General features: G+C 37.7%; 6 protein-coding genes. 4 read left to right on the top strand and 2 right to left on the bottom strand.

Going from position 1 to position 8,826, the window contains the following annotated elements; translation table 11 throughout:
• Positions 1-132: 132 nt before the first annotated feature.
• The 3 genes from F6K22_RS21755 to F6K22_RS21765 all read left to right on the top strand — a co-directional run bounded on the left by F6K22_RS21755 (position 133) and on the right by F6K22_RS21765 (position 5,560).
• The gene (locus tag F6K22_RS21755; protein ID WP_293102566.1) at positions 133-1,533 is read left to right on the top strand and encodes a cation:proton antiporter; all 1,401 of its coding nucleotides are present in this window, start codon (positions 133-135) and stop codon (positions 1,531-1,533) included.
• An 859-nt stretch (positions 1,534-2,392) separates the two neighbouring features.
• Positions 2,393-2,614 (top strand): NfeD family protein, encoded by a 222-nt coding sequence (locus F6K22_RS21760; RefSeq protein ID WP_293102569.1) that lies wholly within the window; start codon positions 2,393-2,395, stop codon positions 2,612-2,614.
• Positions 2,615-3,550: 936 nt separating this feature from the next.
• The gene (locus tag F6K22_RS21765) at positions 3,551-5,560 is read left to right on the top strand and encodes a pentapeptide repeat-containing protein (RefSeq protein WP_293102572.1); all 2,010 of its coding nucleotides are present in this window, start codon (positions 3,551-3,553) and stop codon (positions 5,558-5,560) included.
• Positions 5,561-5,764: 204 nt separating this feature from the next.
• On the opposite strand, the gene F6K22_RS21770 is transcribed toward F6K22_RS21765, so the two are convergent.
• Complete coding sequence (locus F6K22_RS21770; protein ID WP_293102575.1) at positions 5,765-7,009, bottom strand: RNA-guided endonuclease InsQ/TnpB family protein; 1,245 nt, start codon at positions 7,007-7,009, stop codon at positions 5,765-5,767.
• A gap of 278 nt (positions 7,010-7,287) precedes the next feature.
• On the opposite strand from F6K22_RS21770, the gene F6K22_RS21775 reads away from it, so the two are divergent.
• Complete coding sequence (locus tag F6K22_RS21775) at positions 7,288-7,431, top strand: hypothetical protein (RefSeq protein WP_293102578.1); 144 nt, start codon at positions 7,288-7,290, stop codon at positions 7,429-7,431.
• A gap of 26 nt (positions 7,432-7,457) precedes the next feature.
• Here the strand turns inward: F6K22_RS21775 and F6K22_RS21780 are convergent, their stop codons facing one another.
• The gene (locus tag F6K22_RS21780) at positions 7,458-8,648 is read right to left on the bottom strand and encodes a TPR domain-containing glycosyltransferase (RefSeq protein ID WP_293102581.1); all 1,191 of its coding nucleotides are present in this window, start codon (positions 8,646-8,648) and stop codon (positions 7,458-7,460) included.
• Between the last annotated feature and the right edge of the window lie 178 nt (positions 8,649-8,826).

The raw sequence follows: 8,826 nt of genomic DNA on the forward strand, positions 1-8,826 counted from the left end.
CGGTAGGAATTTCACCTACAAGGTCATAAGAGTTTTTCAAGTCGAAGCTATTAGCTTCATGTCTTGACTTAAAAGGCTTATTATATCTAGCTTTTAGCTAGCTTTTAAGCCAACGAGTCGCACTTATTCATTATGTTAGTTGTGTTTCTGGCAAGTGTAGAAGCACAAATAATTCATGTTGATATTATTGTTGGGGCTTTCCTAGCTGGTATTGCTGTGAATGAAGTTGTGGGAAATGGTCCGGTTAAGGAAAAAGTGGAATTTATTGGCAGTACATTGTTTATTCCTTTTTTCTTTGTTGACATGGGATTAATCTTAGATATTCCAGCTTTTGTTTCAACTATAACTTCAGAATTTTTAATGACTTTAGCTATTATTGCTGGTGTGGTTATTAGCAAATTTCTTGCAGCTTTATTAGCCAAACAATTATACAACTACAATTTCCCAGAAACTCTGACAATGTGGTCTCTAACTTTGCCTCATGTTGCTGCTACTTTGGTTGAAGCTTTAGTTGGTTTGAAAGAAGGAATTATCACAGAACCATTTTTCAACGACGTAATTGTTTTAATGTTAGTAACTTCTATACTCGGACCTTTAACTACAGCTAGATTTGCTCCTTTATTATCTCAACCTTTGAATGTATTTAATGGTGGTAATAAATCTGGAATTTTGTGGGAAACTCAGGAACAGGAATTAGAGACAGAAAATGATGAGCAACAATTTACTGTTTTGGTTTCTATATATAATCCTCAAACTGAGCGTTATTTATTAGAAATGGGGGCAATGTTAACTAAACATGAGTCAGGATTAGTTGTACCTTTATCTATTGTTAAAGCTAATTTTCATCTCGACGAACCAAATTTAACTAGAGAAATTCGTGATAGTCAACGACAACTAAAACGAACTCAAGAAATTAGTCAAGAATTTAAAGTAAAAACTAAACCAGAACTAAGAATTGATAATGATGTTTCTCAGGGAATAAGCTGCACTGCTAGGGAAAAAAATGCCAGTTTAATTATTATGGGTTGGAGTCAAAAAACTGGTTTACGGGCGCGTTTATTTGGAAGTATTATTGATAGTGTATTTTGGTCTTCTCATTGTCCGGTAGCAGTGACAAGATTATTGGAAGATCCGATTGATATTCATAAAATTTTAGTACCAGTCAAAAACATTACTCCTCAAACATTAAGAACTGTACGTTTTGCCGAACTTTTTGCTGATACTAATCAGGCTTCGGTGACTTTATTACATATATGTTCTAGTCTGAATTCTCCAGAACAAATTGATGAGTTTAGGTCTCAACTTTCGGAGATTGTTTCTGTGGATGAATCTGATGTGAAGTTAAAAATAAAGGTTATTGCTAATGATAATGTCGCTCAAGTAATTATTAGAATGGCGGGGTCTTTTGATTTAGTTGTTTTGCGTTCTATGCGTCGCCGTACTGCTGGAGGTTTGGCAGTTAGTGATGTGACTAATGAGGTTTTGAAAGAGTTAAATTGTTCGTTGGTATTGTTTGGCGAACCTCATTCTTAATTCTTAGGGAGTAGGGAGTAGGGAGTAGGGAGTAGGGAGTAGGGAGTAGGGAGTAGGGAGTAGGGAGTAGGAAAGATATAGCCAAAAGTTAAAAGGCAAAAGATAAAAATAAGAGAAGTTGATGATTTTTGCATTGCATAAGTAGGTAGATTTAATTAAGTGTGAAATGTCATTGTGAGGAGGAACGACGAAGCAATCTCAATTACTTTACTAAGTTGCTATGCAAACTTTTCTCGTCTTGGATGGAGCATATAATATTTATCTCTACCTATCTAATTAAGTGTGAAATGTCATTGTGAGGAGGAACGACGAAGCAATCTCAATTACTTTACTAAGTTGCTATGCAAACTTTTCTCGTCTTGGATGGAGCATATAATATTTATCTCTACCTATCTAATTAAGTGTGAAATGTCATTGTGAGGAGGAACGACGAAGCAATCTCAATTACTTTACCAAGTTGCCATGCAAACTTTTCTCGTCTTGGATAGAGCATATAATATTTATCTGTGCCTATCTACCTATCTACATATATAAATTTTGAATTGATTTTTCGCTCATAAGTCATAAGTATAACAATCCTAAATAGGTCTTAACAAATCAAAAAGTAAATAAAAAAACTGAAAGTCCCACCTGTTGCCTGTTGCCTGTTGCCTAAAAAGCAGTAAGATTTTTGACACGAATAAAATAGGATTACTATATATATATCCAAAGAAAATAATCTGAGGTGCAAATTAAATAACCTCCGGAAAACCACATAAGCAAAATGTAGTGCTAATTAAGAACAAAAATTAAGTGTAGATTTTCTCAACACAGGGGCATCAAATAGATTAATACTGAAACTATATAAGGAAGAATAATAATGCAGAAATTTCGTTGTGATGCTCCAAAAATGTTTTCTAAACCTGAAGTTGCTGTAGTTGAAGAAAAAATTACTGCTGATGAGCCTGGGAGAGTTAGATATAAAACTACATATTGGCCTGCTATGCTTTTTAGAGATTACAGCAGCATGACTCTCTATCCAGGTCAAGAAATTGCAGTTGTCGGTCGTCAGGGAATTACTTTATTAGTCCGCCCTCTGTAAGTGGAGTGGGGGAGTAGAGGAGTAGGGATGATGAGGAGGGAAAGTGGCGATGCCTTCCTCTATTCTGATTAGTGCAATATTCAATTCAAACGTCCGATCTTTCAATCTGGCTGAACAGTCGTCATTGCTAAGATAGGAAGCAATTTTAGGATTTGCGTGAGATTGCTTCCTTCCATTACGTTCCAGTTGCAATGACCTACAATAACTAATTATTGAAATTTGATATGATTGACATCTCCAGGGGTTGAAACACCCTGGATTCCGTGGTTTACCCACCGCAAATGGGACGGGGCGTTTAAAGTGCGGAAGTAAATTCCGCACGCAGCCCCTCATAAATCCACATTTGCTTACAGCCTGAAGGGCAGACTTCTAAACCCCTCGGCATAGATCTAAATCTAGCTGTGAGCTTACTTTTTTTAGCTTTCACGAGTGGTTTTACTCGCATTGGTTGGAGCAATAAATCGCTGCTTTAGCTGCCTGCTTGCTTTCAGCCGTCGTAGGAAATTAATTCCCCGTCTCCTGTCCACCGGAATTTCACCGCAAAGTGCGGTCATGTCATGGCGACAAACCTTGTTCTTACTTGCTATCTCTAGTATAGCTACTATAGCAGATTTTTACTACGCTTTATTACCCGCGTGTCGTTATTCAACTAGCCGTTAAAACAGGCTGGCTAACTTCCTCCCGTTATTTTTTTAGGTTTTTAGATGAGGTGGGAAGGTAGCGATAGTGCTACGCGCCGCTAGGCGATCGCCTCACTCTTTCTAGGTTGATGAAATATTTAACTCAAAGGTCTTAGTTTTTAGATTTTAGATAAATTCACGATATGCTGAAAGGCCAGCAAAAAAACTTATAGTGCCTCAAAAAAATATAGGCTAGACTAGGAGAAAAATTTCCTGCGTCTACCAAACATGGCCTTAAATTCTCAAATTTCCAGGAATGCTAAATATAAGAGCGCGTAAGATATTAAAGGAATATGACAGAGGTAGACGAGATTTTCAACGGGTAAGTCTTCGGGGTCTATCTTTTAAGAAAAAAGATTTGTCTAGAGCAGATTTTAGTGGCGCGGATATTCGAGGTACTAATTTTCAGGGAGCAAATCTAACGGGGACTAAGTTTTGTGGAGCTAAGGGGGGGCTGCAAAAAGGTTGGGTAGTGCTTTTGCTTATCGTTGTATTTATTGTGGCAGGGATATCAGGATTTTTTAGTGCATTTACTGGATACTTGATATCACCAATATTTGATAACCCTAGCTTAGAGAATCAAGTCGCTGGTTTAAGGTTGATTGTAGTTATTTTGTTCTGGATAGTGGTTATTAGTCGGGATATTATAGCAGCTTTTGGAGCTATCGCCGTCGCCGTCGGCTTTGCCTTCGCCGGAGCCGGAGACGCCGGCTTCGCCGAAGACCTCGCCGGAGCCTTCGCCGGAGCCGGAGACGTCGCCGTCGCTGGAGCAGTCGCCGTCGCCGGAGTAGTCGCTGGAGCCTTCGCCGTCGCCGGAGCCTTCGCCGTCGCTGGAGCAGTCGCCGGAGACGTCGCCGTCGCCGTCGCCGGAGACGTCCCCTTCGCCGTCGCCACAACATTGTTAAGTGCTTACGTTGCTTACCGAGCAGTCAAAGGTGACGAAAAAGACGCCTTAATTCGTAATGTAGCTATTGCTTTTGCTGCCAATGATGGCACTTGCTTTCGAGAAGCAGACTTAACCAATGCCGACTTTTCTCAAGCTACTCTGAAAAGTACAGACTTCCGAAAAGCAAATCTTACTCGCACCTGTTTCCGAGATAGCAAAAAACTCGATCGGGTAAGACCTGGAAAAACCTATCTCCAGGAAGCCAAAGTCAGAAAGTTAGTCAAAACATGTCAAGCTGAAAATCAAAACTTCGATCGCTTTGACCTTAGAGGTATTAATTTAAAAGAAGCCAATCTACAAGATGCTAGCTTCATCGGCACAGACTTAAACCGTGCCAACCTACAAAATGCTAATTTATCTAGAGCTAGATTAGTTCAAACTTTACTAGAAGGAGCAGATTTAACCAGAGCAACTTTAACAGGAGCTTGTGTAGAAGATTGGGGAATCAGCAATACAACCAAACTAATTGAAATTGACTGTAATTATATTTTCCTGAAATCTCCTGAACATGAACGTCGCCCTGCTGACTTAGAGAAAAATTTTGAACCCGGTGAATTTGCTAAATTGGCTCAGAAAATTCCCAATACTGTCGATTTAATTTTCAAAGATGGTATTGACTGGCAGACTTTTCTGAAAACTTTTCAACAACTGCGAGTAGAAAGTGACACAGGAGAATTACCAGTCCTCCAAACAATAGAGAATAAAGGCGACGGTGCTTTTGTAATTCGCATTAAAGTTCCCGATCAAATTGATGAAGCAGAATATGAGCGAAAATTCTGGCAAAAATATAAACCGATGTTAGAAGCAAAAGATGAGGAAATTAAACGTTTAAATCAAAAGATAACAGAAAATATAGAACATAGACTAGAAGATACACGCAAATATAATACAGAATTAATGGAGCTTGCAAAAACAATGGCAGAGAAAGAACAACGTACTCAATTTGACTTACGCGGTACAAAAGTTGTAAAAGTTGTAGGAGACATGGTTGGTGGAAATAAAAAAGCTGACAGAGACCAAATAGGCAAAATTATAAACAATTATTCTACTAACCCCGAAGCAAAACAAAACCTCGCTGAAGCTGCCCAGGAAATTCAGCAGTTACTTCAACAATTAGAACAATCAAACCCTACAAAAACTACAGCAGGTAAAATGGCAGTTGCAGCTCAAGCTATAGAATCTATTGAAAATAATCCCACATTAAAACAGCGAGTAATAGGAGTATTAAAATCAGCAGGAACAGAAGCATTTAAAGAAGCTCTCGATAATCCAGTTGCTAATGTTTTAGTAGCAGCTTTTCAAGGTTGGGTTGAACCATAAAATCAGTTATCATTTATAAGTTGTCAAGTCTTACTAGAAAATCAACGACTTGAACTATTAGTTTTCAAGCAACTTCAGAGGGTATCTATAAATAAAAAATTAAGCCTTTATGTAGGGTGGGTTAGGCGACAATAATCTCACAAAATCACTATCTGTTAAGCAAGGAAATCTTGATACTCCCCGCTAATCGCGAGACGGGGATTCTTAAGCAATCCAAAACTGGATTCTTAAAGGCATTATCAAACTACCTCTACTGATTCCTTCGAGAGAAAGCTCCAAAGTTGTCGCTACTTTTTTGAGAATATTAGCTGCTCCATTCACATCAGCATTTACTAACAAACCGTTTTTGGTTTGATATAAACCTCTGTGTATTCGCTTTCCTGATGACTCCCAGCTTTCGGGTTTTTCACCGTAGTTGGGCAGGAAATCATCATCTAGAAAGCTGGCTTGCGAGGTGTAAGATTCTTCTGTTTCAATAAACTCTATGCCATACAATTCGCATAACTGACTAATTCGTTCTTTGAGTTTAGCTGTGGGAACTTGCACAAACTTTTGATTGTTTTTAGCTCCAATGTTAATAGCATTTTTTTGCCCCTTATTCCATCCAAAAATAATCCTACCAATACCATTTTTTAAGCAGTTATTGATAACTAATCTGGCTGCTTTATTCACAGCATCGCGCATTTTTATGTTGCGTTTTTCAGTTATATTGGCTAACTTTTTTGACCAGAATCCTTGAGTTTTTTTCTCTTTAATTGTTGCTATTTGTTTGTTATACCACTGGTTAACTGATTTTAAATGTTTGCCATCTACAATGAAGCTTGTTCCTACATTGCTAACGCAAGTTAACCAATTATCAACTCCGTGGTCAATACCGAGAACTTTATCCCTGTCAAGTTCAGGTTTATTGAACTCTAACTGATAAACCCACTCAACATAAAAGCAACCATTACGAGGTAGAATCCTTATTTCTCGAATTTTTTTAAAGTCAAGATTGCTGGGAAAATTTAGCCAAAAACTATCAATTTTAAAAGCAGCTTTAACTTTTTTCCCCAGAGGTACTCTCACCTCGTTTCCTTTCAGTCTCAAAGCTTGTTTTGGATAAGTTATAACTCCTAGTCCTCCCTTTTTTCGATATTTGGGAAGTTGAGGTTTATTTTTCAGTTTTCCTAGATAGTGTTTGTAGGAAAGCTCCTTGTAGGACTTAAAAGACTCTGTTACTCCTCTCAAGGTTTGCTGTGCGGCTTGAGAATGAAGAAATTGATAATTATGATTTGACTTTAATCGCTTCTCTAAGTCATATTTTCCCGTGATGTATCCCAACTTAAAATACCATTGTCTAGCCAAATAAATCCCACAATTAATAAGTCGGTTAACCGTGGTACATAAGTATTCTAAAAACGGGATACTTTCTGGACTTTTAATTAGCTCTTGCTGACATCCATACATCTTTATCGCTTTTATGTTATTATGATAACATTAACATTAAATAATAAAAAATGACAACTTTTTGAGGCGATTAAAATAGCCCGTTTCGCTGCGTGACATGAAACGTTTTTCATCCACACTTTAAAAAGACGTGGCTTTCACTCCTCTCGTCCTTCTTCCGTAACGATCGCTGTCACGAGGCAGAAATTAAAGGAAATTGCAAAATTGTTTATCGCCCTCATACACCAAATCGCAGTCAGGCAGGAGGAGCACGTCTTTGGATTGAAGTTGAGCCAGATGTGGAAATTGTGCGTAAGTTTTTCCGAACTACAGAGTTAGATGAAGATGAATTGTTAAATCCCGATCCTCCTGAGTTCAATCTAGTTACTACAATTCAAACAACCCCACCTCTAAAAGAAACTCCTGTTTCTACAGTCACTTAAAAATTTCAACTTCGACAGCTAGAACTCTACAACATAAAACCCATCGACTCTAATACTTCCCTAAGTCGCTTTGCTTCTAGAGGGTTATATTTTTCATGCAAACTAATAGCTTTCCCAAATACTTCTAAACTTTCTGGTACTTGACCAACTTTCAACAATACAACTCCCAAATTTTGATAAGCTTCTGGATAGTCAGCATCAAGTTGAATAGCTTTTTTATAGGAGGCGATCGCCTCAGTAAACCAACCCATTTCTTTTAATACCATGCCTCGGTTGTAATGACCGACTGTAAAATTAGGGTCTATCTGTAAAGCAATTTCATAGTTAGTTTTTGCTTTCTCCAAATCTCCCTCCTCTTTCAACAAACTACCTAAATTATTGTATGCTCCTAATTTCAATTTAGGCAAAATATTTAACTCTGTTGCTATTTGATAATGACGCTTTGCCATTTCTTTTTCTTGCTTTTGTCGATAGGCAATTCCTAAGTGGTAATGTAGCTCATACAAAACTGTTTTATCTACCTCTGAATCTTGGAAACCTCGAAACAACAATTCCATCCCTTTTTCTCTTTCACCAACTTCTAAATATAAAGCTCCCAACTTACTACAAACATAAGCATCATTAGGATTATTGCTGAGAAAACTTTCCATTGCTGCCTTTGCTCTTTCCAGTTTATTTTTAGAAGTAATTTCTCCCTTTTGATAACCCTCATGTAAAACTGCTATTTCTGGCAACGAAGCTATTTGCCACTCAGATTCTTTCGCTAAAATATCAGAAATACTATCATCAACTATGGCATGATAAGGTCGGGAAAATTTTATCTCTGGATGATTTCTAAATAGACGAGAAACTAAAGAATACGGAGATTGTTGCGCCCCTATTTCCTCTCTAATCAAATTAATTAAAATGTAGCGATCGCTCTGAATAGCTTCTCTAATATGTGGAGCTATTTTTGGTGAGAGATATTCATCAGCATCTAATACTAAAACCCAGTCACCTGTGACATATTTCAAAGATTCATTTCTGGCTGCTGCAAAATCATTACACCATTCAAAATAATGTACTTTTGCACCAAACTCTTGAGCTATTTCTGGCGTTCTGTCAGTTGAACCAGTATCCAAAACAACCATTTCATCTACTACATTTTTCACACTTGCCAAACATCGTGGCAAATTTTTTTCCTCATTTTTAACGATAATGCAAAAAGTTAAATTCATATTAGGGAATAGGGAATAGGGAGTAGGGAGTTGAATATTTAGGGTTTGCTGAAAAAGTCTTTTTTAAGGAGTAGGGGAGCGGGTAGGGACATTCCATGCAACGTCCAGACGGAAGTAATTTTTTTGCCCAACTCTTGCCATAAATACTAACTTTTCGAGCATGAAGAGCTGAAAAGCA

Source organism: Okeania sp. SIO2F4 (assembly GCF_010672385.1).
In the GTDB taxonomy this organism is placed as follows: Bacteria; Cyanobacteriota; Cyanobacteriia; order Cyanobacteriales; family Microcoleaceae; genus Trichodesmium.